Source organism: Escherichia sp. AM3 (assembly GCF_032029835.1).
Lineage (GTDB): Bacteria > Pseudomonadota > Gammaproteobacteria > Enterobacterales > Enterobacteriaceae > Escherichia > Escherichia coli.
Genome location: NZ_JAVUPQ010001293.1, coordinates 1 through 237, shown reverse-complemented (window position 1 = coordinate 237; position 237 = coordinate 1). Strand labels below are relative to the sequence as shown.

The following is a 237-nucleotide window of genomic DNA, read 5'->3' as shown; positions in this document are numbered from 1 at the left end:
CGCCACGCGACGGCGTTCACCACCGGACAGGTTAGCGATTTTCGCATCCCAGTCTGGCAGACGCAGGGCATCGGCCGCGCGCTCCAGCTGCATGTTCAGGTTGTGACCGTCGTGCGCCTGGATAATCTCTTCATATTTGCCCTGCTGAGCGGCCAGTTTGTCGAAGTCCGCATCCGGCTCGGCGTATTTGGCATACACTTCATCCAGACCTTTCAGGGCGTTAACCACCTCGGATAC

1 pseudogene is annotated in these 237 nt (G+C 59.1%); it reads right to left on the bottom strand.

Annotated elements, in window-relative coordinates:
- Positions 1–237: pseudogene (locus tag RTW80_RS30740) on the bottom strand (energy-dependent translational throttle protein EttA); the annotation flags it as partial.